Annotated in this window: 22 protein-coding genes and 4 pseudogenes; 10 read left to right on the top strand and 16 right to left on the bottom strand. The window is 51.3% G+C overall.

All coding sequences use genetic code 11. The features are described 5' to 3' along the window. The first annotated feature begins 293 nt into the window (after positions 1 to 293). Positions 294 to 1,303 (top strand): annotated as a pseudogene (locus ACSIPU_RS29095) (zinc-binding alcohol dehydrogenase family protein). A gap of 403 nt (positions 1,304 to 1,706) precedes the next feature. Beyond that, a complete protein-coding gene (locus tag ACSIPU_RS29090; protein WP_000427623.1) occupies positions 1,707 to 2,711 on the top strand; it encodes an IS110-like element IS4321 family transposase in 1,005 nt (334 codons plus the stop codon). A 278-nt stretch (positions 2,712 to 2,989) separates the two neighbouring features. Here ACSIPU_RS29090 and ACSIPU_RS29085 read toward each other — a convergent pair. Continuing rightward, a pseudogene (locus ACSIPU_RS29085) lies at positions 2,990 to 4,717 on the bottom strand (Tn3 family transposase); the annotation flags it as partial. Positions 4,718 to 4,875: 158 nt separating this feature from the next. On the opposite strand from ACSIPU_RS29085, the gene ACSIPU_RS29080 reads away from it, so the two are divergent. The 3 genes from ACSIPU_RS29080 (at position 4,876) to ACSIPU_RS29070 (ending at position 8,173) form a co-directional block, all read left to right on the top strand. After that, positions 4,876 to 5,460, top strand: a complete 585-nt coding sequence (locus ACSIPU_RS29080; protein WP_044067600.1) for a recombinase family protein — start codon at positions 4,876 to 4,878, stop codon at positions 5,458 to 5,460. A 388-nt stretch (positions 5,461 to 5,848) separates the two neighbouring features. Continuing rightward, entirely contained in the window at positions 5,849 to 7,327 is a 1,479-nt protein-coding gene (locus ACSIPU_RS29075; RefSeq protein WP_077779981.1) for a SulP family inorganic anion transporter, read from the top strand. 18 nt (positions 7,328 to 7,345) lie between these two features. Beyond that, on the top strand, positions 7,346 to 8,173 hold the full coding sequence (locus ACSIPU_RS29070; protein WP_044067598.1) for a universal stress protein: 828 nt from the start codon (positions 7,346 to 7,348) through the stop codon (positions 8,171 to 8,173). 70 nt (positions 8,174 to 8,243) lie between these two features. On the opposite strand, the gene ACSIPU_RS29065 is transcribed toward ACSIPU_RS29070, so the two are convergent. The 3 genes from ACSIPU_RS29065 to ACSIPU_RS29055 form a co-directional block, all read right to left on the bottom strand. Further along, positions 8,244 to 8,615: a hypothetical protein gene (locus ACSIPU_RS29065; protein ID WP_322972610.1), complete on the bottom strand. Its 372-nt coding sequence runs from the start codon at positions 8,613 to 8,615 to the stop codon at positions 8,244 to 8,246. 450 nt (positions 8,616 to 9,065) lie between these two features. Further along, complete coding sequence (locus ACSIPU_RS29060) at positions 9,066 to 9,260, bottom strand: hypothetical protein (protein WP_040063706.1); 195 nt, start codon at positions 9,258 to 9,260, stop codon at positions 9,066 to 9,068. 391 nt (positions 9,261 to 9,651) lie between these two features. Then, positions 9,652 to 10,293, bottom strand: a complete 642-nt coding sequence (locus ACSIPU_RS29055) for a TetR/AcrR family transcriptional regulator (protein ID WP_040063704.1) — start codon at positions 10,291 to 10,293, stop codon at positions 9,652 to 9,654. Positions 10,294 to 10,450: 157 nt separating this feature from the next. Here ACSIPU_RS29055 and ACSIPU_RS29050 point away from each other — a divergent pair, with 157 nt between their 5' ends. The 3 genes from ACSIPU_RS29050 to ACSIPU_RS29040 all read left to right on the top strand — a co-directional run bounded on the left by ACSIPU_RS29050 (position 10,451) and on the right by ACSIPU_RS29040 (position 12,432). Continuing rightward, positions 10,451 to 11,158: a haloacid dehalogenase type II gene (locus ACSIPU_RS29050; RefSeq protein WP_040063703.1), complete on the top strand. Its 708-nt coding sequence runs from the start codon at positions 10,451 to 10,453 to the stop codon at positions 11,156 to 11,158. After that, positions 11,155 to 11,706, top strand: a complete 552-nt coding sequence (locus tag ACSIPU_RS29045; RefSeq protein ID WP_040063701.1) for a carboxymuconolactone decarboxylase family protein — start codon at positions 11,155 to 11,157, stop codon at positions 11,704 to 11,706. Before ACSIPU_RS29050 ends, ACSIPU_RS29045 begins: the two co-directional genes overlap by 4 nt. 198 nt (positions 11,707 to 11,904) lie before the next feature. Further along, entirely contained in the window at positions 11,905 to 12,432 is a 528-nt protein-coding gene (locus ACSIPU_RS29040; RefSeq protein ID WP_040063699.1) for an RNA polymerase sigma factor, read from the top strand. 77 nt (positions 12,433 to 12,509) lie between these two features. On the opposite strand, the gene ACSIPU_RS29035 is transcribed toward ACSIPU_RS29040, so the two are convergent. The 12 genes from ACSIPU_RS29035 to ACSIPU_RS28980 form a co-directional block, all read right to left on the bottom strand. Continuing rightward, the gene (locus ACSIPU_RS29035; RefSeq protein ID WP_044067597.1) at positions 12,510 to 13,154 is read right to left on the bottom strand and encodes a CDP-alcohol phosphatidyltransferase family protein; all 645 of its coding nucleotides are present in this window, start codon (positions 13,152 to 13,154) and stop codon (positions 12,510 to 12,512) included. Continuing rightward, a complete protein-coding gene (locus tag ACSIPU_RS29030; RefSeq protein ID WP_040063697.1) occupies positions 13,147 to 13,788 on the bottom strand; it encodes an ATP-binding cassette domain-containing protein in 642 nt (213 codons plus the stop codon). Before ACSIPU_RS29030 ends, ACSIPU_RS29035 begins: the two co-directional genes overlap by 8 nt. Before the next feature lies 1 nt (position 13,789). Beyond that, positions 13,790 to 15,289: an ABC transporter permease gene (locus ACSIPU_RS29025; RefSeq protein WP_125026362.1), complete on the bottom strand. Its 1,500-nt coding sequence runs from the start codon at positions 15,287 to 15,289 to the stop codon at positions 13,790 to 13,792. Between the two features lie 89 nt (positions 15,290 to 15,378). Beyond that, positions 15,379 to 16,563: an ABC transporter substrate-binding protein gene (locus ACSIPU_RS29020; RefSeq protein ID WP_371830788.1), complete on the bottom strand. Its 1,185-nt coding sequence runs from the start codon at positions 16,561 to 16,563 to the stop codon at positions 15,379 to 15,381. A 34-nt stretch (positions 16,564 to 16,597) separates the two neighbouring features. Beyond that, the gene (locus ACSIPU_RS29015) at positions 16,598 to 17,668 is read right to left on the bottom strand and encodes an FAD-dependent oxidoreductase (protein WP_040063692.1); all 1,071 of its coding nucleotides are present in this window, start codon (positions 17,666 to 17,668) and stop codon (positions 16,598 to 16,600) included. Then, entirely contained in the window at positions 17,665 to 19,809 is a 2,145-nt protein-coding gene (locus ACSIPU_RS29010; RefSeq protein WP_040063690.1) for an FAD-dependent oxidoreductase, read from the bottom strand. Before ACSIPU_RS29010 ends, ACSIPU_RS29015 begins: the two co-directional genes overlap by 4 nt. 291 nt (positions 19,810 to 20,100) lie before the next feature. After that, positions 20,101 to 20,604 carry a DoxX family protein gene (locus ACSIPU_RS29005; RefSeq protein ID WP_052318400.1) on the bottom strand — a complete coding sequence of 168 codons (504 nt, stop codon included), beginning with the start codon at positions 20,602 to 20,604 and terminating at the stop codon, positions 20,101 to 20,103. Next, complete coding sequence (locus ACSIPU_RS29000; protein WP_052318399.1) at positions 20,601 to 21,401, bottom strand: HvfC/BufC N-terminal domain-containing protein; 801 nt, start codon at positions 21,399 to 21,401, stop codon at positions 20,601 to 20,603. Before ACSIPU_RS29000 ends, ACSIPU_RS29005 begins: the two co-directional genes overlap by 4 nt. Beyond that, entirely contained in the window at positions 21,373 to 22,260 is an 888-nt protein-coding gene (gene bufB, locus ACSIPU_RS28995; RefSeq protein ID WP_040063688.1) for an MNIO family bufferin maturase, read from the bottom strand. Before bufB ends, ACSIPU_RS29000 begins: the two co-directional genes overlap by 29 nt. Before the next feature lie 31 nt (positions 22,261 to 22,291). Then, complete coding sequence (locus tag ACSIPU_RS28990; RefSeq protein ID WP_040063687.1) at positions 22,292 to 22,588, bottom strand: BufA1 family periplasmic bufferin-type metallophore; 297 nt, start codon at positions 22,586 to 22,588, stop codon at positions 22,292 to 22,294. 157 nt (positions 22,589 to 22,745) lie between these two features. Continuing rightward, positions 22,746 to 22,886, bottom strand: coding sequence for a hypothetical protein (locus ACSIPU_RS28985; RefSeq protein ID WP_154708701.1), 141 nt, complete (start codon positions 22,884 to 22,886; stop codon positions 22,746 to 22,748). 31 nt (positions 22,887 to 22,917) lie between these two features. Continuing rightward, positions 22,918 to 23,385 (bottom strand): DUF6789 family protein, encoded by a 468-nt coding sequence (locus ACSIPU_RS28980; protein ID WP_040063686.1) that lies wholly within the window; start codon positions 23,383 to 23,385, stop codon positions 22,918 to 22,920. A 182-nt stretch (positions 23,386 to 23,567) separates the two neighbouring features. On the opposite strand from ACSIPU_RS28980, the pseudogene ACSIPU_RS28975 reads away from it, so the two are divergent. Both ACSIPU_RS28975 and ACSIPU_RS28970 read left to right on the top strand, forming a co-directional pair. Then, positions 23,568 to 24,111 (top strand): annotated as a pseudogene (locus ACSIPU_RS28975) (Tn3 family transposase); the annotation flags it as partial. A 78-nt stretch (positions 24,112 to 24,189) separates the two neighbouring features. After that, positions 24,190 to 24,377: pseudogene (locus ACSIPU_RS28970) on the top strand (IS110 family transposase); the annotation flags it as partial.

Raw genomic sequence — 24,377 nt, 5'->3', positions numbered from 1 at the left:
GCGCCATTCGGAGGGGGCACGCCGAAGTGAGATTCAAAATGCCGACGTCAGTTCACAGGTGGGTAATGATACCAACGTGTTGATTTCGTATTTTCACTGACACCAGGATCATCCTGATGTTACAAGGATTGAATGACTACAGATTAAAATAGTCATCAACAGGTTGACAGCATTACCCAGCGCCCGCTTTCCGCGTATTTTTCGATTTGCACTGCCGGGGGCACTGGCGGGTATCGCGTTCCGCACACTTTTACATTTATTTATCTGGTGACTGACCTTTTTAAGGAGACAGAATGAAAGCCGTTGGTTTCTGGCAACCCGGGAAAGTACATCCGTTATTGAAGATTTGTCGCTTCCCCACCCATCCATGCCCAAGGGGCGTGATCTTTTGATCAGAGTCAGGGCGGTCGCGGTTAACCCACGGGACCTGAAAAGCCGGCGAAACATCAGTCCCTCTGCAGGCAATCCGGTAGTTATGGGATACGACGCTTCCGGTGTTGTTGAAGCAACCGGACCAGAGGTGACGCTGTTCAGGCCAGGTGACCACGTTTTCTATGCCGGTGTGCTCGATCGCCAGGGAGCCAACGCAGAGTTTCAGCTGGTTGACGAACGCATTACGGGGATAAAGCCGGCAGCACTAAGTTTTGAAGCTGCAGCGTCGGTTCCTCTGACCGGTCTGACAGCCTGGGAAATGTTATTTGATCGTCTGCAGTTGTCAGTGAACGGAGATGCTGATCAGACCCTGTTGATGCTTGGCGGTGCGGGCGGAGTCCCTTGTATGGCTATACAGCTTGCCCGCACTCTGAGTCGGGTGAACATCATCGGGACTGCCTCCCGGCAGGAGAGTGTCAGAGCGGTTCGCGGGTTTGGTGCGCATTATGTCCTGGATCATTCATGTGCGCTTGCGCCACAGGTTGCCAGCCTTGCTGGACTCCCTCCCATTACCCGGATTTTCTCAACGTACACCACGCCATCTGCCTGGGAAAATATGGCCGAAATTATTGCCCCACAAGGCCGTATCGGACTCATCGACGACCCTGAACCACTGGATCTGCGTTTGATCAAATTTAAGAGCGTTTCTGTTCACTGGGAGGCAATGTTTACCCGCCCCATGCATGCTACTGCGGACATGTCTAAACAGCATGATATTCTTAACAAACTCTCATGCATGCTGGATTCCGGTAAGCTCAAAACTCCGTTGCTGGCAGAGTATGGCAGGCTGAATGCTAAAGCACTTCGCCGGGCTCATGAGGACATGGAAAATAAAAATGTGAACGGGAAAATTGTTTTTTCAGGGTTCTGATGAACAGGCCTGTCAGAGTAAAAAAAGATTCGGGTTCAGCACAATGCTGAATTCTGTCTGGCTATAGAGTAAGAATCGTACCGGAATTGAGCATTTACCCTCAGTACCTGCGGATGAAAAAGCAGTCTGCCCTGACATACTGAACAATCCCTTCTCATAAGATGCCTCTCTTTTGCTGTTTAAAGAGCTGAGCAGTCCGGGCGGAGACTGACCTCGTTCCGCTTTCCAAGCGACCCCCTTGTTGAAAGTGCGACAAAAGAGATAGGGCGAATGACTATACTTCGCTCATAGCTGCCCGCCATGCCAGCTCAAAAAACAGGCTTAACGTAGGATATTTAATGAGATGGTCACTCCCTCCTTCCCGGTACTATGCTGAGGACAGGCTTTCATTCGGAGAACTATCATGGAAAACATTGCGCTCATTGGTATCGATCTGGGTAAAAACTCTTTCCATATTCATTGCCAGGATCGTCGCGGGAAGGCTGTTTACCGTAAAAAATTTACCCGGCCAAAGTTGATCGAATTTTTGGCGACATGCCCCGCTACAACCATCGCAATGGAAGCCTGTGGCGGTTCTCACTTTATGGCACGCAAGTTGGAAGAGTTGGGGCATTCCCCAAAGCTGATATCACCACAATTTGTCCGCCCGTTCGTTAAAAGCAATAAAAACGACTTTGTCGACGCCGAAGCTATTTGTGAAGCTGCATCGCGTCCGTCTATGCGTTTTGTGCAGCCCAGAACGGAATCTCAGCAGGCAATGCGGGCTCTGCATCGTGTCCGTGAATCCCTGGTTCAGGATAAGGTAAAAACAACCAATCAAATGCATGCTTTTCTGCTGGAATTTGGCATTAGCGTTCCCCGAGGAGCTGCCGTTATTAGCCGACTGAGTACCATTCTTGAGGATAATAGTTTGCCTCTTTACCTCAGCCAGTTATTGCTGAAATTACAACAGCATTATCACTATCTTGTTGAGCAGATTAAAGATTTGGAATCCCAGTTGAAACGAAAGTTGGACGAAGATGAGGTTGGACAGCGCTTGCTGAGCATTCCCTGCGTCGGAACACTGACAGCGAGTACTATTTCAACTGAGATTGGCGACGGGAAGCAGTACGCCAGCAGCCGTGACTTTGCGGCGGCAACAGGGCTTGTACCTCGGCAGTACAGCACGGGAGGTAGGACGACATTGCTGGGAATTAGTAAGCGAGGTAATAAAAAGATCCGAACTTTGTTGGTTCAATGTGCCAGGGTATTCATACAAAAACTGGAACACCAGTCTGGCAAATTGGCCGATTGGGTCAGGGATTTACTGTGCCGGAAAAGCAACTTTGTCGTCACTTGTGCTCTGGCAAACAAGCTGGCCAGAATAGCCTGGGCCCTAACGGCACGACAGCAAACTTATGTAGCATAACGGCAGAAATACACCGGTTTAAAGAATTACTGATCTGGTTTTGCGAATACTGATATTGATGATACTAACGGCCCACCGGCCTGTTGAGGAACCTGTAAAACGGAAAGGCTCATTGAAGCCGTATATTTTCTGGAGGTTCATCAGGCGCGGAACTCATCAAGGCGCGGGAATAAAATCCCATTCAGACGCCGGATAGATTCAAGCAAGCCAACTTGTCGTCAAAATCGGTGTTGCAAAAACGGGAGTGACCATAGATTCCGTTTTCCAAGCGGCCCCCTTTTAGGGTGAGGGAGCATGCCATAAACCAGATCGCCAAAAGGGGATGCTGCTGAAGGGACACTGTTATCCAGCGGGGTAATTTTCACGCCTTTATCCGATATATCAACATCGGGTAAATCACCGGCCAGCGCCATCGCGTTAACTTCTTCCAGACGCGATGCAAGAAGCGTCAAACGGCTCTTGATGTATTCATGGCAATCGGCCGGAACAGCAAGGGGTAACTGGTTATCCCGGAGTGATTTTTCAAAATCGTCTGACGGGATCAGATAATCATCGAAATTCCTGTAGCGGCGTGACCCCTTTACCCAGGTGTCACCTGAACGTAAGGCTCCCTTCAGTTCATTCAGCACGCAAAATTCGTAATATTTTCGGTCAATGCCGGTGGGGGTGATCACAACCTTTCTCCAGCTTTCCGGGATGAACCCGATTGGCGCGGAAGGCGGTACTTTTCGGAGTTGTTTTCTATACATATCTCTGACGGTATCCAATGCGTCACTGAGCTGCATTGCGGCGGGTGCAGCCCTGAACTGCAACACGGACAGCATCCGGGGGGCGTATTTACGCAACGTACTGTATTTTTCTGTGATCAGATGCAACGGGTCGAAGTTGTCCTTACGTGACAGGAACCGCGTCTCTTCCACGCTGTTGATGAATTCCTGCCAGGGAAGGACGTCTTCTATTGCGGCCCAGGGATCTTCCCCGGACTCTCTGGCGTTAAGTAATGCCTGTCCGACGGTAACGTATTGCTTCAGTTTACTCTGAATCAGCTTTCCCGTTTGCTGGAGCCGCTCGGCCTGAGTACGTTTTGCCCTGCTGAACAGACTACTCAGAATACGCTCGTGCAGATCAATAACTTCGTCAGTCAGGGTGGATCTGGCCTCCGATATGATACAAACCAGCGAGGCATAACGGCGAACATCCGTGAATCTTGCCAGATCCCGGCTACTCATTTTCCTGCCTTCGCGTGCGAGTTTCAGGAGTCGGTTCTGGTGAACGGAAAGTGCAATGCCGTCAGGGAGTGCCAGCGACTCAATCGCATTTAACCGGTCGATATGTTGCAGGACATTTTTACCATTAATTTTTCCCGGAGGCTGGAGCAGCCAGGCCAGCCGTGAAGGTTGCTCACCCTCAGATACCAACAGACGGTCCAGTGCCGCTTTATGCCCTGGTTCAAGCTGCGCGGTAAGCGCAGAAAAAACCGCCCTGTCGGCAAGTGTTGTTGCTTCGGCCAGGGTTCGTTCGATCACTTCAACAGAGGGGAAAATAACCTTATTATTGTGGAGCCAGGAGAGCATTTCCTCCGCAAGTAAAAAACCTCTGTCTGTCCGCATGGCGTGGGGATAAAGGTGGCGAATACAGGTTTTTTGCAGCGCCCGGTTAAAAGGGGATAATTCCAGGTAGCGGTAGAGTTCAGCCAGATGTTCCCAGCGGGTGACCTCTCTTGATGCATACTCGGCCCACAAATCAGACTGGACTTTCAAATGAGCCGCCAGCCTGAAGACAACACAGTCGTGAGGTGAAATACTTTTGTCGGGAGGAAACCCTAGTCCTCGCAAATAACAGAGTAAAACTGCAAAGCCCAGACGGTTAGCTGGCCTGCGGTGTTAATTAATGAGCGCGAGGTCATGTTCACTCAGAAAGCACATGCGCGTCAGAAATACGTCATCATCTGGCACAATCAACAAGCGTTCTTTTTCTTCACTACTGAGTATTTGTCTCCGTGGCATAAATGCTTCCCCTGCACATAGTTCATTAAAGTTATCATTCGCACTGACCGAAACCGGTCGGTTTCGTACACCAGTCTGAAAATATGTCCGAAAGTAAGCGAATTTTATTTCGTACAGGCGCTATAATTCGGACACCCTTTGAGTACGGAAAGTTTCCTATGTCACGAGTTTTTGCTTACTGCCGGGTATCCACTCTGGAACAGACCACAGAAAACCAGCGTCGTGAAATTGAGGCAGCTGGTTTCGCTGTTAAACCTCAGCGACTTATTGAGGAACATGTCAGCGGCTCAGTGGCTGCCAGTGAACGGCCAGGATTTGCCAGGCTGCTTGACCGTATGGAAAATGGCGATGTGCTTATTGTCACCAAACTTGACCGCCTCGGACGCAACGCGATGGACATCAGAAAAACGGTAGAGCAACTGGCTGTTTCAGATATTCGGGTTCACTGCCTGGCTCTTGGCGGTGTGGATCTGACCAGCCCCGCGGGGAAGATGACCATGCAGGTTATTTCTGCAGTAGCGGAATTTGAGCGGGATCTGTTGCTCGAGCGCACGCACTCAGGTATTGCCAGGGCAAAAGCAGCTGGAAAGCGGTTTGGTCGTCCTTCTGCTCTGAATGAAGAGCAGCAACTTACTGTGATTGCACGTATTAACGCAGGGAACAGTATCAGCGCTATTGCCCGGGAATTTAATACCACCCGGCAAACCATACTTCGGGTAAAGGCAGGACAGCATTCATCCTGAATGTAAATGTAGCTACGACTTTACAATTTGCTATGTGCCAGACATTTCAAAGAAAAATACCTGAATCGAGGGTTGAGGATTTATGTACTGCCCCAAAATTTGACCTTGCCTGCCATTAGTTTATAGTATTGAGCGGCTTTGGTCTGATCTTGGTTCAGATCTGCCCCCTTTCATTTGCCTCGGGCAACAGTTCAGGCAATAGGTACACTCTCGCTTTGGAGAATCTGACAACCGTTATGCGTATTACGCCACCCTAAGCTTCCCCTTCCTCCGTCGTACTGAGCGAGCCTCAGAACGCACTCAATAACATCCCGTTTGCGGATGTGTTCTACCGTACATAAAAATATTGCCCTCAAGGGCTTACTGTATCTAAAACTGAGAAATTACTATGTTGCTGTCCTCGACGCGTAAGGACTGGCTGGGTAACGTCCGTGGTGACGTACTGGCCGGTATAGTTGTCGCGCTCGCGCTTATTCCCGAAGCGATCGCCTTTTCAATCATCGCCGGAGTTGACCCGCAGGTTGGGCTCTACTCTGCGTTCTGTATTCCCTTGGTTATGGCCTTCCTTGGTGGCCGCCCGGCAATGATATCGTCCGCTACAGGCGCGATGGCACTGCTAATGATCACACTGGTAAAAGACCACGGCCTGCAGTATCTGCTGGCGGCCTCGGCGCTGACCGGCGTGCTGCAACTGGCGGCCGGCTACCTGAAACTGGGTAGCCTGATGCGCTACGTCTCCCGCTCGGTGGTCACTGGTTTCGTCAACGCGCTGGCCATCCTCATATTTATGGCACAGTTGCCGGAGCTCACCAACGTTACCTGGCACGTCTATGCACTGACCGCTGCGGGCCTGGGCATCATTTATCTCTTCCCGTATCTGAACAAAACCATTCCCTCGCCGCTGATCTGCATCATCGTGCTGACCGCCATTTCCATGTGGCTTCACCTGGACGTGCGTACTGTGGGTGACATGGGCAAGCTGCCGGACAGCCTGCCGGTGTTTCTGATCCCTGATATTCCGCTTAACCTCGACACGCTGATGATTATTCTGCCGTACTCTGCGGGGCTGGCCGTTGTGGGTCTTCTGGAGTCGATGATGACTGCCACCATCGTGGATGACATGACCGACACGCCAAGCGACAAGAACCGCGAATGCAAGGCACAGGGTGTGGCCAACATCTGCACCTCGTTTATTGGTGGCATGGCAGGGTGCGCAATGATTGGCCAGTCAGTTATCAATGTTAAATCGGGTGGACGCGGACGACTTTCAACACTGACCGCCGGCGTAGTTCTGCTTTTGATGGTGGTATTCCTGCGTGAGTGGGTCTCCAAAATACCGATGGCAGCGCTGGTCGCGGTGATGATTATGGTTTCCATCGGTACCTTCTCCTGGCGGTCTATCAGCAACCTGCGCAGCCATCCGCTGTCAACCAGTGTGGTGATGCTGGCAACCGTAGTGGTAGTGGTGGCAACTGATAACCTAGCGTTTGGTGTACTCACCGGCGTGCTGATAGCCTCGCTGAACTTCGCCACTAAAGTAGCCCGCTTTATGGCGATCTCTTCTGAACTGGAGGACAACTCCCGTACCTACACTGTAGCTGGCCAGGTCTTTTTTGCTTCATCCGATCGCTTTATGAGCTACTTCGACTTCCGTGAAGCCGTTGAGCGTGTGGTGATTAACGTGACGCATGCTCATTTCTGGGATATTACCTCCGTGAGTGCGCTGGACAGAGTAGTCATCAAGTTTCGGCGCGAAGGCACGGAAGTGGAGATTAAGGGTATGAATGACGCGACCCGCACCATCGTTGACCGCTTCGGGGTTCATGACAAGCCTGAAGAAGTGGAAAAACTGATGGGCGGCCATTAATTTACTGGAGAAAGCATCATGAATAACACCGTTATTGCCTGCGTCGACGGCTCGCCGTCAACCCGTCCGGTCTGTGAGTATGCCGCCTGGGCGGCCGCTAAGCTTGGTACGCCGCTGGCACTGCTGCACGTACTGGAGAAGAGTGAGACTCCCGCCGTGTTTGACCTGACCGGGGCCATTGGTATTGACAGCCAGGAGCGTCTGACTGAAGAACTGGTCCGCGTCGAGGGTGAGCGCAGCCGGCTGCTGATGGCGCAGGGCAAAGCCGTGCTGCGCGACTGCGCGGAGCGGCTGAAGCAGGCCGGACAAACGGACGTACAGCTGCTGCAAAAGCACGGCGCACTGGACGATATTCTGGCTGAGCTGGGGGAAGTCCGCCTGATGGTGCTGGGTCGCCGGGGTACGCAAAATCAGGTGGGGAGCCATCTGGAGAGCGTCATTCGCCTGCAGAAAAAACCGGTGCTGATTGTGCCGGAGACGTTCATGCCGCCGGCACGGGTGATGTTTGCGTATGACGGCAGCAGTGAGAGCCGTAAAAACCTGTCGCGTCTGACGATCAGCCCATTACTAAGCGGCCTTACCTGTTATATTGTGATGGTCAACGGTGACACTTTAGCCCTGCAGGATGCGCAGGCTGTTCTTCAGGAAGCTGGTATCACAACGGAGGCCCGCCTGCTGGAAGACGAGTCCGTGACCGGCGCCCTGTGCCGCTACGCGGACGCTAATGATATCGACCTCATGGTAATTGGGGCCTATGGGCATTCCCGGTTACGGCGGTTCTTTATTGGCAGCCACACCACAGAAATGCTGTCAGAAAGCCATCAGCCCCTGCTGATGCTGCGATGAAACAGAAGGGCCTGATATCAGGCCCTTCTTCATAGGGAAAGAGGATGATGTGCATCACGGAAAAGTCGCATTATTGCGGTGCATCAGTCCTGATATCGGTGGCCAGCAGGCTGGCCCCAAGAATGTAGACCAGGCAGAACAACGCCTGTAGATGCAGGGTGACATGGTTATCTATCAGGACGCCCATGCTTACCGGAGATGCCCCGCGGGCAATCACGGTACCTGCCCCAACAGCTGAGCGCACCCTGGCTAGCTGCGCCGGACCAAACAACTGCACCCAGAGAGCGGTGGCAAGCGTTGAGGCAATAGCCGACGATACGCCGATCATAATCAGGTAAAAAGGCGTTACCCACAGACCGTTGCTGAGCCACAGCGCCAACATGGCTAGGGACTGTGGCATCAGTAACCACGGCAACAGCCTGCGTGGTGAAAGACGGTCAATCAGCGGGCCAAACTACAGCAACGATACCGCTTGGGTAATGGCGTAGGCAATAAACCATACCGCCACCCACGACAGCACACAGCCCTTCTCCTGCGCCAGCCTCGCTTGGTGGAAGAAGAAGCCGGTTGTGATAAAGGGGGAGGCCAGCACGACAGACAGCGCTAGCAGCAGGTTACGGTTTCTCCATACCGATGCCTCTTTTTCCTTCTCATCACCCCCGTTTTCTGAACGTGCGCAGCGGCTTATCTTTGCCGCTGGGCAAAAACATCAACGCTACCCCCACGCCAGCAACAAGCATACCGGCATTGATGCCCCAGGCAACCCTCCATCCCGTCAGCGCGCTTATCTGCAGCGCAATCACGGGAAAAACGGCCTGCGCCAGCGAGAGTCCCAGCGCAATGGCGCCGAGGGCCTTGCCTGCATCAAGGGGGAACTGACGCGCCGTTGCGGTCAGTGCGGTTGTACCATCAGTCCCTGACCGCCGAGGCGCAGAAAGTAAAACCCGATGCAGAGCATCCACGCAGACTGTGCGCCAGAAATCAGCAGGCAGGCCGTCAGTAACAGAAGGGTGACTGCCAGCGTGAAGCGGCTGGTCGTGGTGTAGTCGATCATCCGTCCGGCCCAGATCAGCGTGATGGCGCTCATCACCGTTCCGATCGCGTACAAGCCGCCCAGGCTGCCGTCGGTGAGCCCAAAGGCCTAGCGAAAATCTTGCCCGTAAAGTGACACAAAATAGGTCTGTCCAAAGCTGGACATAGCTATCAGCAGCGCACCGAACGTAAGGTGAGAAGCGTTATGAAGCATAAAACGAAAAAGATGACGCATGAGCTTTTTTAACCTGAAATAAGTTGCCCTGGATATACCGGTTTTCTCCATCACCATTTTAATAGGCGTTTCATGCCGGATAAGCTCCAGTGCGGCGGAAGATTTCTGATGAGGTTTCCGCCCAAATCTTACGCCTGCCGCCATTGCGATGACTCTGCCTTCGTTTAATTGTGATCTGCTCTAAAAGTCCGAATTATTCAACACAGCCACGCTAAAGGCCATCATTTACAAGTATCTCAGTATCCGGACTCTTTTTAAGTTCTTCTATAAACTGGGCGCAGTCATCTGTCAGTTCTCGTAGCAGATCATTTTGTGCAAGTTGTAGGGACATTATTCTGATACCGATAATTTTGGTTTGCAGCATGCGAGCCAGGCGCGACGGAGCATGCTCTGGCCTGTCAGGATCCGCGACATATCCCATCGAAATCGCATCGCTAAAAGCATCACTGAAAATACTCTCCATTGTCAGCAAATGCTGTCTTATTAAGTTTTTCATTTCACCCTCGTCGTTCTCCATTTCGAGTAGGCTTTTCACCAAAAAACAGGCGTAAGAGGGCTGGCCGTCTGGTTTTTCCTGTGCAAAGCAGCAGAGTAGCGTCAGAAGGCCGTCCAGCGGGTTCTGCTGCGCCTGAATAACAGACCTGGTTTTATCTGCCTGGTGTGTCGCATAGACTGACAGAGCTTGCGTAAACAAACCTGCTTTGCTGTCGAAAGAGGCATAAATACTTCCAGGACGCATATCCAGTGCCATCTCAAGGTCTTTTATTGATGTGTTGCTGAAACCTTTACGCCAGAACACATGAATTGCCCTGCCTAACGTTTCCGACTTGTCATGTAATGTTGGTCTTGCCATTTATCTCACTGAATTATATAAAATAATATAATTATTGAGTGAACGCTCAGGTTTTTATTGAGTGATCACTCAAATTCATCTATCTTAAACCTACTCTATTTGCAGAGTGCAGTAAATATCCGTTTTTATAAAAGTCATCATCCGGACCGGAGCTCATATGACAGACGATAGTGACACGCCAGAAACGAAAGGAATTCTCTTTTTTGATGTGAATGAAACCCTTCTGGATACTGCTTCGCTCAAAGAGTATGCAGGAAAGAGGCTTGCCAACAGGCAGGACCTTACCGACGTCTGGTTCACCTCTTTGTTACACTATTCACTTGTTGAAACCGTTACCGGTTCCTGGCACCGCTTTGGCGATATTGCAGAGGCTGTGCTTGAGATGACTGCCGAGCGGTACGGCATATCTTTAGCTGAATCTGACGAGCCACTTTCGGCAGTGCTTGCTTCATTACCTGCACATCCTGATGTAGCCAGGGGATTATCAGCACTGAGCCAACAGGGCTTTACACTGGTCGCCCTGACCAACTCATCTGCTGAACTCGCTGAGAGCCAACTCCGTTCAGCCTGCATCGATGGCTATTTCAGTAAGACCCTCAGTGTTGAAGAGTTGTGTAAATACAAACCCGACCTGAGCGTTTACAACTGGGCAGTCCATTTGATGGGAAGACCGGCCTCAGAATGTATGCTGATTGCAGCACATGGCTGGGATGTAGGAGGAGCAAAACTTGCGGGGATGAAAACCGCATTTATAGCCAGAAAAGGGCAAACTCTCTATCCCCTTGCACCCAAACCAGACTTTGTTGCCAGAGATATTTTCGCCCTTTCGCAAATCATTAATTCGTTAACTGGAGAGAATATATGAAAGATTTTACTTTACACACGCCGGAAAATGCACCGGGAAAGAGCAAGGTGTTACTTGAGAACATAAAGAAACGTGCAGGCTTCGTACCCTCGCTCTACGCGGTAATGGCCGAGTCGCCGGAGTTGGTGGAAGCTTATCTTAAGCTCCATGAATTGTTTCTCCATACCAGTTTCAATAATGACGAGAAAACCGTGGTGTGGCAGGCAATTAATGTAGAGCACAACTGCCATTATTGTGTGCCTGCTCATACGGCAATTGCACATTCAATGAAAGTCAGTGATGACATCATAAATGCATTGCGGGATGAAACACCGCTTCAGGATAGCCGCCTTGAAGTCCTGAGGTCGTTCACTCTTGCGGTAATACGCAAGCGCGGTGAGGTCACTGAGAATGATGTGGAAACCTTCCTTGCAGCAGGGTTCACCCGTAAAAATATTCTTGAGGTCATTCTGTGCGCCGCTCAGAAGACAATTAGCAATTACACAAACCATATTGCTGACACACCACTAGATGCACCTTTCAGTAAGTATGAATGGAAGAAGAAATAATTTTTCATTTTACGGCCTGCAGTATCAATGCAGGCTCTTTACTTTTTAAATGTTTGTTACGTTGCAGAACATTGATTATGCTGATTATGAAAATAACCAATAGAGTATACCTATATGACTGAAGGGACTGACTACGTGCTTTTAAATCTTTAAACCAGAGGGATTGCAATATATTGGTTAATACTACCGGGAGAGTGTATGGGCACCAAAGCCACGAAAAGTTTGATTGAATCAGCACAGAGAGGCGACATAAAAGCAATGTCTGCGTTGCTTGCCACCACTCAGGCTGATGCCCGTCGCTATGCCCGCCGACACTGCCATGCAAGCGATGTCGACGATGCTGTACAGGAGTCATTGCTGATAATTTCGCGTAAGGTCACTGCCCTTAAAGTCGCAGCTGCCTTTTCCTCGTGGTTGTTTACCGTCATCAGGAGGGAGTGCCAAAAACTTCAGCGAATGATGTTCCGGCATGTCGCTCTGGATCACGATATTGCTGAAACTCTCCTGCAGGAAAGAAGCCCGGACTCACTTCGCCTAGACCTGGCCAGAGCTCTTAGGTCTTTGCCTGCTCATTATCTCGACGTGATTCTCATGCGAGATTTTGAAGAGTTAACTATAGCCGAAATATCTTCCCAACTAAATGTAAGTGTTGGTGCTGTTAAAAGTCGTTTGCATCGGGCACGCGAGCTCATTCGTGAATCCCTGATAAGCACTGAGGGCTATTAGCATCACTTTTGAGTTGCTCAAAGATTTATTATCATGACTCGCTAGCCTGAATGGCTAGCTCTATGATTGTGATCATATCAGATGCCAGCGCCGGTCTGTTTGACCTTTCCGTAGTTGTTCTTAAACAATGAAACACCAGCGACAACCCGAGTCACTACAGTGATGCAACAAAGCGCTGAAAAACCATACGCTATCAGCGGAAACCAGCCAGGAAACAGACACATTAACAGTAGCACCAAGACCGTTTCGCTCCCTTCAGTCAGGCCGCCTAAATAGTAGAACCCTTTGCTTGGATACGCGGTACTCTCCATCCCCCGCTTGGCGGCGATAACGGCAAAGGCAAGAAAGCTGCACCCGGTCCCAATAAAGCTGTAAATCAAAATGGCCGCAGGCAAGGCGTTATTTGCCGGTATTGCCAAAGCAAACCCGAGTGGAATGGCGGAGTAAAACAGAAAGTCTAAAGTAATATCCAGAAATGCACCGCGATCCGTTGGGCCATCCAACCGGGCTACAGCACCATCCAGCAAGTCGGCCATACGGTTGAACACAATACACAGCAGCGCCCAGTAATAAGCATGAGCAATAAGCAATGGCACCGCCATCATCCCGATGCCAAAGCCAAACCAACTGATCCAATCAGCCTTTACACCACGGCGTTGCAATGTGACTGCGCACACTTCACGAATGTTACTGCTTTTTTTAAGCAAATAACGGTCAAACATCAGCTCTCTCCTCAAGCTTTTTCACGCGTCCATCCGGTGGAATATCTTGTTCGTCATGAGTAACCAGCAACGCGGGAATGCCACGCTGTTGAATATGACTGAAAACAAATTGGCGAAAACGCCCGCGTAAATGCTCATCCAAACGACTAAAAGGTTCATCTAACAGCAATGCCTCAGGTTCGGCGATCAGAGACCGCAGAACGCTCACCCTGGCGCGTTGCCCACCGGATAACGTCGCGGGATCTCGCTGATAAAACTCACCCAGTTCAGCATCTATAAGGCAGTTCTCAATATATTCTCTGCGCGACCTTTTACCTTTCAGCTGAGCCGGTAATGCCAATGCCAGATTTTGCCCTACACTCAAATGAGGAAATAACAGGTCATCCTGAAACAAAATACCAATACGCCGCTTTTCTGTTGGCAATCCATCTCTCCGAGTGCCGTTTAACCAGAGGCTTCCTGAACCGAAAAAATCCGGAGGTAACTCACCAATCATCCAGCCGAGCAAGGTGGACTTACCCGTACCCGACGCGCCCATCAAGGTTAATATCTCGCCGGGAGCCACATCGAAACATTGGTTTTGCAATAAGCAATTATCACCGCCGTGAATAGTACAATTTCTGACAGACAACATATTAGCGTAATCCTCGTCGATAATGGCCAACCAGCCGGCTAAGCGACACAGCCATAAAAAAGACGCAGCCTGGCAGAAGCAGCTGTAGCAAAGCATGAACGGCTAGTGCCCGCGGATCGCCACTGCCACTCAGCGCCACGGTTTCAGTCGTGACCGTGGCAAACCTCCCCGCTCCGGCATAGAGCGTTGGCAAATATTGGGCAACGCTGACAGAAAAACCGATCGCGACTGCGGCGAGCAGTGGCCGAGAAAGTAAGGGCCACTTTACCCTTAAGAGCACACGCCAATCGGATAACCCTAAAGAACGGGCGGCTACCAGCAAACGAGTGTCAAGATGCCGATACGCCGGCTCCAGTATCAGCAACATATAAGGAACTACCCACAATAAATGACTCCATACGACACCAGAAAATGTTCCGTCCAGCCCTAATCTCAATAGTACCTCGTACTGGCCCATCGCCAGGGGTAAAGCGGGCAGCAATAGCGGCAACCAGAGAAACTGCCCCCGTCGCACATCCCCCCATTCAAGCCAGGCAACCACAATAATCAAACCACACAAACTGGCCACGCCACCTAGTGTAAACGTAGTGAGTAACGACGCGTAATCCCCTCGTGACCAACCTACCACTGACCATACCTCAGGCAATAACCGAGGGTAAAACCAACTACCAGCCACTGACCAAAGCAACAATAACAGCAGGACCAGATAACCGATGGTTGTCATCATCATCGCCAACCCGCTCAAGAGTCGTTTAGCTGTCCCACCATACCGTCGGCCGGTTATGGGTAATGGACAATAGTGCAACAAACGCCAAAAGGCGTAGCCGCACAAGGATAATGCTGCCAATATCGCAGTCAACAACAGGACGGCGATCGTCCCTTTAGCCTGAATCTGAATATCAGGCTCGTTCAGCCATTGCCATGCCAACACAGCCAGGGTTGGCGGATTGCCAGGCCCAAGAATAATCGCAGTGTCCACTAAGGAAATGCTATATGCCGTCACGGCCAACAGCGCCCATGCCAGCTGCGGTAACAATTGCGGCAAAAGGATCACGAAGGCGCTGTGCCATCGTCCATACCCCAGAGTGTGGGCGATGGTGAGTTGGCGCTGTAAATCCGTGCGTTTAAGTAGAGCTCCCGCTATCCATAGCAGAAACCAGCTCTCTTTCAGCGCCAGTATGATACCCAGACCAATAGCATGAGGATCCCCATCGGCCAACGAGCCTAACCCCAATCGTGCCAACCATCCCGTCGGGGCAAACAGGAACAGGCTTCCCGTAGCAAAAGCGACATGCGGAACGGCAAGTAGCATCGGCAAACGACGTTGATAACGTTGCCACGCTTTTCCCGGGTAAATTCCGACAATCACCAATAAGCAAAGCAGCAAAGCACCGACGCTGCCGATCAGCGATGAAGTCAACGTGGCGATCAGTGCTTGTCGCCATTGCCCGTCGAGCCAGAATGCCAACCAGCTATCGCCGTGAAAAGCGGGGGATAACATCAACCAGAGGCCTGGCAGCAAGGGGGAAAAGATCAAACTGACCCCCCCCCATGCGATCCCTCTGCCGAATGTAGAACGTAGTAAGGGCATCAATGTACGCCGTAACGCCTCAGCCATTCCGCCTCAAGAGCGGCGGACCACCCCGCATTCGGCTCACTCAACACGGGGACAACCATCCCTGCCGAGGGAGAGATATCGTGCATTGTCCGCCGTAATTCTGGCGGTAGTTTATCGCTATCCAACACACTAGGATCGCCCCAGTAACGCGGATCGGCTTTGCGGATCTGCGCACGAGGCGACAGCAGGAAGTTGGCCAATACCTGAGCGCCCGCTTTGGCATTGGCATTAACTGGAATGGCGACAAAATGGACATTCCCCACCATCCCTTTACTGAAACCAAAGGTGTAGGCCGAATCAGGTAATTGCCCGTTGGCAATCAGGCTGGCGGCGTGGGCAGGATTAAACGTAAGAGAAATTTTTAACACGCCATCGGCCAGCATACGATCCATACGTGCTGCCGATGCGGGAAAATCTTTACCTTGCCGCCACAACGAGGGATGCAGTTGATCGAGATAATGCCATAGCGGGGCAGTGACTAAGGCAAATGTTTTAACATCGGGAGGTTGTTTTAATAACTGCGGTGTCGGGCTGAGTGACAACAACAGTTGTTCCAAAAAGGCCATACCGGTGAAGTCCGGTGGCCGTGGATAACTCAGTCGGCCTGGCTGCTCTCGGGCAAGAGTCAGTAATGCCTGTGGATCGCTGACGGGTTGTGATAACTGCCGCCGATCGGCAATGAATGTCAATTGTGCGCTTCCCCAGGGAGACTCAGCCCCTTCTGTCGGAACGGAAAAATCCTCACGAACCGGCAGAGTCAAATTGACATAGCGCCAGTTGGGGAGACGCTCTGCCCAACCGCCGTAAAGCAACCCGGCCTGCTTTAGTGTGCTAAAATTTTCTCCATTAACCCACAGTAGATCTATCGAGCCTTTTTGCTGCCGTCCAGCAGATGCCTCGGTTTGGATACGACGCACGGCATCTGCCGTATCAGCCAGCGGTACCCGTTCTACTGTGATGGCATAGTGTTGTTTCATTTCTGTCGCAACCCAGCGCAGATAGTTATTGGCTGCAGTATCACCCCCCCAGGCGTTAAAATAGACGGTCTGTCCTTGCGCCTGCTGTTTTATTTCATTCCAACGGCTATCCGCTATCGCCTGTAACGACATACCAAGCGCCAGTATAGGCACCCACATTTTCCATCCTGCCTTTTGCAACATTCCATCCACCCTGTTGAAATTACGTTGACAGTCATAGACTGTGCCGTTGGATGAATCGCCGGTCGAGAATATCTTTCCATACCCCGGCCCATTTCCCTTCTGCGCTTAAACCAGCCCAACTCATTATGGCGCCGCCTTGACCATCGGCCAGCAGTGCCACTGCTCTAGATTGTGGCCTGAAGGGCCTCAATGATTCCTGCCGTGCTGCGCGGCGCAAATTTTCCTCCAAGACTGCCCCTTGTCGCACCGCATATACGCCACTTTTAGGCGTATCGGGGAGCGTTGCGCAATCACCCGTTGCAAAAACATGTGGATGCGATGCACTTTGTAGCGTGGTAGTGATTTGAATGAATCCACGATCATCACAGGATAATCCGGAAGATTGCCACCAGGATGCGGGCGCAGGCCCGCTGGCCAAGAGTACCCGATTACCCTCCCAAACAATTTGTTGTCCACTCAACAGACCGTTTCCCTGGATTGCATCTATTGGGCAATGTTCCTGCACTTGCACTCCCGCCCGTTTCAGGTGGTAGTGCGCACGTTGGCGTACCCCGGGAGCATGCGAGCCTAACAGCATATCTGAACAGAACAGAGTCAGTGACGGCGTCTGATTCGACATAGCCAGTGCCAGCTCCACACCCGCGGCGCCCCCGCCAATTATTGCCAGGGATCCCGGATGCCGCTGCCAGTGTGCAAGGCGAATCAAAAAGTCGGCAAAGGGTTTCACCGGCAATACGTCCATTACGGATGAAAGATTGTGCGGAGAACGCAATGCCGCGCCGGTATTCAAGGACACACATTCCCCCTGTAGTAAACGTCCATCTTCCAAACTAACGCGGCCAGTCTGCGCATCCAGTGCTATCATCTTCCCCTGCATCAACGTCACTCCTGCTGCGAGACAAAGAGGGCTTAATGGAATACGACACTGTTCGGACTGATAGCGTCCAGCAAGTAATCCCGGGAGCATGCCTGAATACCAGGCATCGGGCGAAGGTGACAGTAAAGCAACATCGCCGAACGGCGCGCCCACGTCAACCCAGTGGCGTAATACCTCCAAATGAGCATGACCGGCACCAATCAGCAGCGTCCCAAAGGTTTTCATCGCCCTAAACTCCATTGGTGAAAACGCGCTAACCAGCTCAACACGCGTTGAGGTGCATGATTGCGCTTCCACTCTCCGGCTACATACTTATTTGCTTCACTCAGCGTTGGGTAAACATGAATAGTGCCCAATATTTTATTTAGCCCATAACCCTGTTTCATGGCTGAGACGTATTCGGTGATAAGTTCACCAGCTTGCTCCCCCACGATAGTCGCACCCAAAATGCGATCTTTTCCAGGTGCAGTCAGCACCTGAATATAGCCGTGGGCTGCATCTTCTGTAATGGCCCTGTCCAGCTCAGCCAGATTAAAACACGTGGTTTCATAGGCCACACCGGCCTGTTGAGCCTCTTGCTCATTAAGCCCTACATGCGCGACTTCCGGATCGGTGAACGTGGTCCGCGGCATAATTCGGTAATCCACGGGAAAGCGTTTGAATGAGCCAAACAAGGCATTCACCGCGGCATACCACGCCTGATGTGCAGCCGCGTGGGTGAACTGATACGGACCAGTGACGTCTCCGACTGCAAAGATATGCGGAAAACGGGTGGCCAGAAAGTCATCGGTTTCAAGCGTACCGTCGTCCCGAATTTTCAACGACAGTGTCTCCAGCCCGAAGCCACTCACGTTGGCCCGGCGGCCCAGAGCCAGTAACACCCGGTCGAATGGCAGCACAACGTCACTACCATCAACCTTATTACGACATTCCAGCCATTGCTTATGCCCTTCACAAACGAAACGCTGTGCCTGATGTGCCAATCGCAGATCCACACCGTCGGCCCGCAAACTATCCATGATTACTTCAGCGGCCAATCGGTCCTCACGCTTGAGCAGACGTTCACCTCTGACCACCATCGTTACGGCACACCCTAAACGCTGGAAAGCCTGAGCAAGTTCGCAGCCTATCGGCCCCCCCCCCAGAATGAGCAGTCGTTGCGGTTTCTCACGCAGCATCCAGATATTTTCCGTCGTCAGCGGCGCGATGTGTTCTATACCGGGAATAACAGGAATAACCGGTCGAGCGCCGGTGGCAATGATCAGAGAGCGGGCACTTAACTGCCGCCCGTTCACCGTGACATGCCAAGGTGATGTCACGGTGGCAGCCCCCGAGATGACTTCCACACCAAGCTGAGTATAGCGTTCCACTGAATCATGTGGCTCTATGCGCTGCACCACCTGCTGGACTCTTTCCATTACCGCAGAAAAGTCCACTTCGCCAGCAACATGCCGGAATCCCAATGCGGATGCCTTTGTCAGGTCGTGCGCCAGCCGGGCCGCACGGATTAATGCTTTGGAAGGTACACACCCGGTATTAAGACAATCTCCGCCCATAGGTCCTTTCTCGATCAATGTGACCTTTGCTTTCACTGCCGCCGCGATATAGGCGGACACTAATCCACCGGAACCTGCGCCGATCACAATGATGTTACGGTCGAAATGACGTGGTTTTGGCCATGGTTTGTCACGTTTACGGGCATTTAAATGATTTATTACCCTGCGAGAAATTAGCGGGAGTAGCCCCAGCAAGACAAAAGCGCCAATTATCCCGGGGGAGATAATATCTGTCAGCGATTCTAATTGCCCCAGAGCCCGTCCTGCATTGACGTACACCAACGTACCGGGCAACATGCCTAACTGACTCACCCACCAAAACGTTGAAACAGGCAATCGAGTGAGCCCCATTGCCAAATTGATTAGAAAGAATGGAAATATCGGTACCAGCCGCAGTGCAAACAGGTAGGAAGCCCCCCCTTGATGAATATTCGTGTCAATTGCCATCAGGCGTCGGGCAAAACGCTGCTGTATCCATCCACGTAGCAGGAATCGGCTCATCAGTAAAGCCAATGTGGCACCCAATGTAGAAGCAAAGGAAGCCAGTAGAGTTCCGACCGTTAAACCAAATAGTGCACCAGCCAACAAAGTCATCAGCACTGCGCCGGGTAAGGAAAGTGCTGTGATCAGCACATATAACAGAAAGAACAAGCACCCCGATAGCAGCGGTCTGTTAACCACCCAGTGGTTTAATGCAGCCTGGCTATTCTTTATTCCGGCCAGGCTCAGAATGTGGCCTGATGAGTAAAATAGAAAAAGCCCGGCCAAAATAAATATGGCAACCAATAATAATCCCTTGCCTAAATTCATATGCTGCACCCTTTGTCAAAGTAAACTTACAGAGCCTTATAAACTGCATTAAAATCAATTTCATAGTGAAATACACCGACCATTAAAAGAGCTCAATGTATAACAACTTTCGATTTGCAAACGGCCCTCTTAAAAGTCTGGTTGCCGAAAAACGGGTATGCATGCTTTTTGTGATGGCAGCGTAGGTCCAGTTGCTCTGCGGATCGGTGAAGGGTTTACTCAGTCATGTTTCGCCTTTGAGTATCAGTAAATCAGTCATGTCGTCCACACCCCCTGTGGCGGCGTAGCGGTTCACTTCTGGCGATTAATCCCACGGAATATCAACCAGTCGAGTGACAGGTGACCGGACCCGTTTGTTATAAGAAAAAGAGATGAAGTTGCCCAGAGGGCATGCGTCGGCCAGGCATCGGGGTACACAAACACCTCGATCACCAGTGTCATGCTCAGAATACCGGCGGCGGAAAGGCGAGTCGCCAGCCCGATGACAAGCAGGAATGACAGTATATGCTCGGCACTAGCCGCCATGACTGCCGCAATCTCGGGAGGCAGGACGGGCAGACGATATTCATTGCGGAACAAAGCCAAGGTACCCGCTGTAATATGCGGCCATCCCAGTTGCAGGGGCTCGCCTCCCAGAATATTGATATGCAGTCCGTCAACCTTTGTTTGTCCCGACAACCAGAAGGTGGCCGCCAGTCCAAGTCTGGCGAGTATCGCAACGACCTCACTGGCATAGCGCGCAGTTCCTTGCTGCAGGGAGGTGCGCCATCCGCGGCAATGTGCAGCCCACTTCATAAAGTCTCTCCGTTAACATCGTGTGAAAAATTCAAAACCAGTCCGCGATGTATCAGCCCCCGCAGAATGAGTGTGGGTTCAAAAGCTGCATCACAGTCCAGACCGTCCTCCAGTGCCTTCATTAGCGTTTTACCTGCCATCAGTGCATCAACGAATCGGGCACTGGCCAACTGTATTGGCTGGACCATAACATCCAGGTGCGGGCGAAACAGCATGACACTCTGCGGCTGAGCAGGATCAACAAATTCAGTTTCCATTCCCTGGTCCCCGTCGCGGTCACGCATCCACAAAGAAAAGATGGCCCAGGATGAGCACATCAGCTGCAGAGATGGATGCAGTACGACCTTAAGCATCATGAGTTCTTCCGGCAGAGAAGAATACACCGGTGCAGCCGCATCCCCGGCATGCGAGGCGCGAATAAATGCCATATCCATCCGCGCCAGGTCGCTAAGCCAAGGATAATCTCTCAGCGGCTCAAAGGCCGCAATAAACGCCGGCATGTTGCTACCATAGAACGCCAGTACCGGTGAGTCTGGCAGGTGTTGCCGGATATAGCAGGCGGACATGGCGGTAAAAAAGGCCTCCCCGACCTGAGTACGTATCGTCGGGAAATTATCCGCAAGGGCTTCGGTCAGTGAAACCATAACGTTATTACGATAAATTCCATAACGCTGTGCCGGATCGCTGCCATTCCAGGTCCGTAATCCTAGTGGTGCTTCAAGTTCTGGCCTCAGTAACGGATAGCCGAAGGCTGATTCATAATCAGGCTCAGAGGGATCGCAGGTGATAGTCTGCACGCTTAACCTCCTCCATCAGTACTGAAAATGCGGGAATATTGCTGTCCCATTCAATGATCGTGGCAACCGGGCCGGTATGACGCAGTGCTGTTTTATAAAGCGCCCAGACTGGGTCGGATACCTGACAGTCATGACTGTCTATCAGCAATGGTGCCCCCATACTGTCCAGAGATTGGGTGTGACCAGCCAGATGTATTTCCCCCACATGCTCAGTGGGAAGTTCCTGTAACATTGTAACGGCATCATAATGGTGATTAATGCTGGAAATATGAAGATTGTTAATATCAAGCAGCAGGCCGCATCCGGTCCGGCTGAGGATCTCGGTTAAAAAAGCAGTCTCGGACCAAGTCGATGCAGCAAACTCAACATAAGTAGCCGGATTTTCCAACAAAATCGGACGCTTCAGCTTCTCCTGGACCTGATCTATGTGGCTGCACACACGCAGGAGTGTTTCTTTGGTGTATGGCAAGGGCAGTAGGTCATTGAGAAAATGTGTCTGATGTGTTGACCATGCCAGATGCTCCGAAAAAGCGGCCGGCTGATATTGTTGGACCAACCTGGAAACTTCCTCCAGATGGGCTCTGTTCAGGGGGGCCTGCCCTCCAATAGACATGCCAACACCATGAATAGACAACGGGTAGTGTCTGCGAATACGTTGCAGATAGTGGTGAAGCGGTCCGCCCGCAACGAGATAGTTTTCGGCATGGACCTCAAAAAAACCTATATCCGGCTGGTCATCAATTATTGTTGAAAAATGCTGGGGTTTGAGGCCAGTTCCTGCGCGCAGGGGGAGATGATGGTTTATCGCCCTGGCAGGGTGACCATCATAAAGAGCTGGCATCGGGTTTATGGCAGTCATTCTGGTGGCCTCCCTGAGTGACGGGTTATTATCAGGACGCTTTTTCGGTAAAGGCCTGTAACTGACCTTTACCGGTTGGCGATGTGGATGAGTCAGTTTTCAGGCAGGTACCGGTAGGTACCATTTTGAATGCATTTCCCTGATAATCGTTTTTGGCTGTTCCTGCACAGGTCGTACCTGCCCCTGCCTTACAGTCATTTTTTCCTTTCAGGGCTACGCCAAAACATTTCTCCATAGCCGGTTTGTCGGCGGCAAAGGCTGTCGTCGATGCGGAAGCCAGTACGCTCCCCAGCGCCAGGGCAACTACAGCAGCGGTGTGTTTTTTCATGTCAGTGTTCCTATGAATGTCACTTTGTGACGGGATAAAATGGCCCCATTAAACGTATCGGGGAGCCTTTTGACTCGGCAGTGCCTCCATGAAAAGACACTCGCTGAGAACCTGATTACTCACTGTCGACTATCCGATAACGAATGGCTATTACCTGTTACTTCAGGGCGGCAAAAAGGTAAAAAAGTGCATATCCCACGACAATGATGAGCAATACCCTGGAGACAATGCAGGGTTGGCAATTTTGTCCATCCAGTCCGCAGTAGGCACCGATTTTTGGAGTGTTTTCGTCTTTCATAGTTTAATCCTTGTCAGGTATCCCTCCCTGTTTATTCGGCAGGGTGTCCCTGCGTTAACGGGGAAGTTGTCATACGTCCGTAAGTGTAACCAAGGACAGCCCCCCAAATCAGATGCAGTATTAGTGTCATCACCGGCGCCATAATACCCAGTGTTATGCCGAAGAATCCGGCACCGGCCATGGGCATCGGTATTAACATCATCAACAACCAGGCCAGTACGGAGAACATTAGTCCTTTCTTTGTGGCACTTTGCCCCGGCAACCGGTTATACAACAGCGCAAAAAGCAGCCCCCAGAGTACCGTGCCGATCATGAAATGAGCGAGCCAACCAATGTTCAGCCCCGCAGAAATACCCATCATGGAGTGAGCCATACCGCTGAGCATGCCGACGGGGTTGAGTTCGGGCATGATGCCCATAGAACTTTTCATCACCATCAGAGCAGACAGCACGATGGTTGCGATGAAGCCTGCTGCCATGGATTTCAGATAACGATTCATATTTTTCCTCTATCTTTAGGGAAGTGGTTACTCCGGATTTAAGGGCTGGACGATGTCGCGCCATACCATTACCCAATAAGAGGGGGGAACAAGGGAAAAGGATTCGGGGAGAAGTAAAAAAAATGAAAATTGAAGTGATGGTGATCAAGAATTATCTTCTTGTGTTCCGCTTGGCGGGCGGGAAAACGCACTGCCACAAGGTGCTGCGTCTGGCAAGTTCTATAAAGTAGGGAACGGTATCAGCATCACTGATGATGAAAAAGCTGGCAAGTCATCCGAAACAGAATGGTCTGGCAAAGGCGCTGAGAGAGATTAGGCGTATCGAAAGGTGACTGGTTCAGGGATCCTTCACTGCGTCGACGTGCACAGGCGGGGCTGAATAAAGGTGAGGCGCGCAATGCCCTTGCCCGAGCGTTTTTTTACACCGGCTGGGCGAAATCAGAGATCGGGGGGTGGAGATTCATTACTATCGAGCCAGCAGTATGACGCTGCTGATTGCGGCGATCTCACTGTGGAATACGGTATATATAGAAAGAGCGATAAATTCTTTGAGACGGAAAGCGATACCGATTAATGAGCAACTGATTACCCATTTGTCCCCGCTGGGATGGGAACATATCAACCTGAGAGGCGATTACGTCTGGCGAAAAAAAACTCAAACTGGGACAGAGTAAATATCGCGCCTTACGCTCAGTGGATAGTAGCCTATACAATAAACAGGCTTAGCGTAGGATATTTAATGAGATGGTCACTCCCTCCTTCCCGGTACTATGCTGAGGATAGGCTTTCATTCGGAGAACTATCATGGAAAACATTGCGCTCATTGGTATCGATCTGGGTAAAAACTCTTTCCATATTCATTGCCAAGATCGTCGCGGCAAGGCTGTTTACCGTAAAAAATTTACACGGCCAAAGTTAATCGAATTTTTGGCGACATGCCCCGCTACAACCATCGCAATGGAAGCCTGTGGTGGCTCTCACTTTATGGCACG

Source organism: Klebsiella sp. HN106 (assembly GCF_051209435.1).
Classification (GTDB): Bacteria; Pseudomonadota; Gammaproteobacteria; order Enterobacterales; family Enterobacteriaceae; genus Klebsiella; species Klebsiella oxytoca.
This window is presented reverse-complemented; position numbering and strand designations above follow the sequence as displayed.

Bases quoted from the DNA above. Each gene is read 5' to 3' on its own strand.
- ACSIPU_RS29090 (WP_000427623.1), top strand. From the start codon at position 1,707: ATGGAAAACATTGCGCTCATTGGTATCGATCTGGGTAAAAACTCTTTC.
- ACSIPU_RS29015 (WP_040063692.1), bottom strand. From the start codon at position 17,668: ATGAAAACCTTTGGGACGCTGCTGATTGGTGCCGGTCATGCTCATTTG.
- ACSIPU_RS29050 (WP_040063703.1), top strand. From the start codon at position 10,451: ATGACAGACGATAGTGACACGCCAGAAACGAAAGGAATTCTCTTTTTT.
- ACSIPU_RS28985 (WP_154708701.1), bottom strand. From the start codon at position 22,886: ATGAAAGACGAAAACACTCCAAAAATCGGTGCCTACTGCGGACTGGAT.
- ACSIPU_RS29060 (WP_040063706.1), bottom strand. From the start codon at position 9,260: ATGAGCGCCATCACGCTGATCTGGGCCGGACGGATGATCGACTACACC.
- ACSIPU_RS28990 (WP_040063687.1), bottom strand. From the start codon at position 22,588: ATGAAAAAACACACCGCTGCTGTAGTTGCCCTGGCGCTGGGGAGCGTA.
- ACSIPU_RS29080 (WP_044067600.1), top strand. From the start codon at position 4,876: ATGTCACGAGTTTTTGCTTACTGCCGGGTATCCACTCTGGAACAGACC.
- ACSIPU_RS29010 (WP_040063690.1), bottom strand. From the start codon at position 19,809: ATGAATTTAGGCAAGGGATTATTATTGGTTGCCATATTTATTTTGGCC.
- ACSIPU_RS29055 (WP_040063704.1), bottom strand. From the start codon at position 10,293: ATGGCAAGACCAACATTACATGACAAGTCGGAAACGTTAGGCAGGGCA.
- ACSIPU_RS29030 (WP_040063697.1), bottom strand. From the start codon at position 13,788: ATGTTGTCTGTCAGAAATTGTACTATTCACGGCGGTGATAATTGCTTA.
- ACSIPU_RS29045 (WP_040063701.1), top strand. From the start codon at position 11,155: ATGAAAGATTTTACTTTACACACGCCGGAAAATGCACCGGGAAAGAGC.
- ACSIPU_RS29070 (WP_044067598.1), top strand. From the start codon at position 7,346: ATGAATAACACCGTTATTGCCTGCGTCGACGGCTCGCCGTCAACCCGT.
- ACSIPU_RS29005 (WP_052318400.1), bottom strand. From the start codon at position 20,604: ATGAAGTGGGCTGCACATTGCCGCGGATGGCGCACCTCCCTGCAGCAA.
- ACSIPU_RS29075 (WP_077779981.1), top strand. From the start codon at position 5,849: ATGTTGCTGTCCTCGACGCGTAAGGACTGGCTGGGTAACGTCCGTGGT.
- ACSIPU_RS29025 (WP_125026362.1), bottom strand. From the start codon at position 15,289: ATGTTATCCCCCGCTTTTCACGGCGATAGCTGGTTGGCATTCTGGCTC.
- ACSIPU_RS28980 (WP_040063686.1), bottom strand. From the start codon at position 23,385: ATGAATCGTTATCTGAAATCCATGGCAGCAGGCTTCATCGCAACCATC.
- ACSIPU_RS29035 (WP_044067597.1), bottom strand. From the start codon at position 13,154: ATGTTTGACCGTTATTTGCTTAAAAAAAGCAGTAACATTCGTGAAGTG.
- bufB (WP_040063688.1), bottom strand. From the start codon at position 22,260: ATGACTGCCATAAACCCGATGCCAGCTCTTTATGATGGTCACCCTGCC.
- ACSIPU_RS29040 (WP_040063699.1), top strand. From the start codon at position 11,905: ATGGGCACCAAAGCCACGAAAAGTTTGATTGAATCAGCACAGAGAGGC.